Annotated in this window: 1 protein-coding gene and 1 pseudogene; one reads left to right on the forward strand and one right to left on the reverse strand. The window is 38.5% G+C overall.

What is annotated here, in order from left to right; translation table 11 throughout:
- A pseudogene (locus AC1DRF_RS31960) lies at positions 1-261 on the forward strand (Na+/H+ antiporter); the annotation flags it as partial.
- Between the two features lie 47 nt (positions 262-308).
- Here the strand turns inward: AC1DRF_RS31960 and AC1DRF_RS31965 are convergent.
- The coding region (locus tag AC1DRF_RS31965) for a histidine phosphatase family protein (RefSeq protein WP_477742823.1) at positions 309-527 on the reverse strand (219 nt) is incomplete at its 5' end.

Consider the following 527-nt stretch of genomic DNA (forward strand, 5'->3'; position numbering starts at 1 on the left):
GAAGAAAATCGAATGATTTCACTTGCTATTATTAGCGAATACCATAGATCCATGGCAAGACTTAGAAAAGAGAGTACGGAGTATAATTCACGCAAACGTAAAAAAGCAACGAGAGATTTATGTTATAAAGCGTTTCATACCGAGCGGGAAACGGTGCAAGAACTTTATGAAAAAGGAGAAATCACGCGTGAAATCGCTCATAATATCCGAAAAGATATCGCTTTGCGTGAAGCATTAACAATTGAAGAAAATGGTTATTAAAAAGTCGCAGAGAGTAGTCTCTGCGACTTTTTCTAGTAAGTTTCATTCTATTGCTTTTCAAAAAGATAAAGCTTTCCGTTAACAGCAATATCAAACCGAGGCCCTTTAAAGCCGCGTTTTATAAGTTCTTTACGCATAAACTTCATAATGCCTCCGTGGCTGACAATCAGCAAATCGTCTTCTGACTCGGAAATGGCGCGATCTAGCACTGCTGCTACTTTTCTCTTAGTCTCAGCCATATCTTTACGAGCTTGTTTGTTGATGAG

The organism is Priestia sp. P5_B4, from assembly GCF_056400385.1.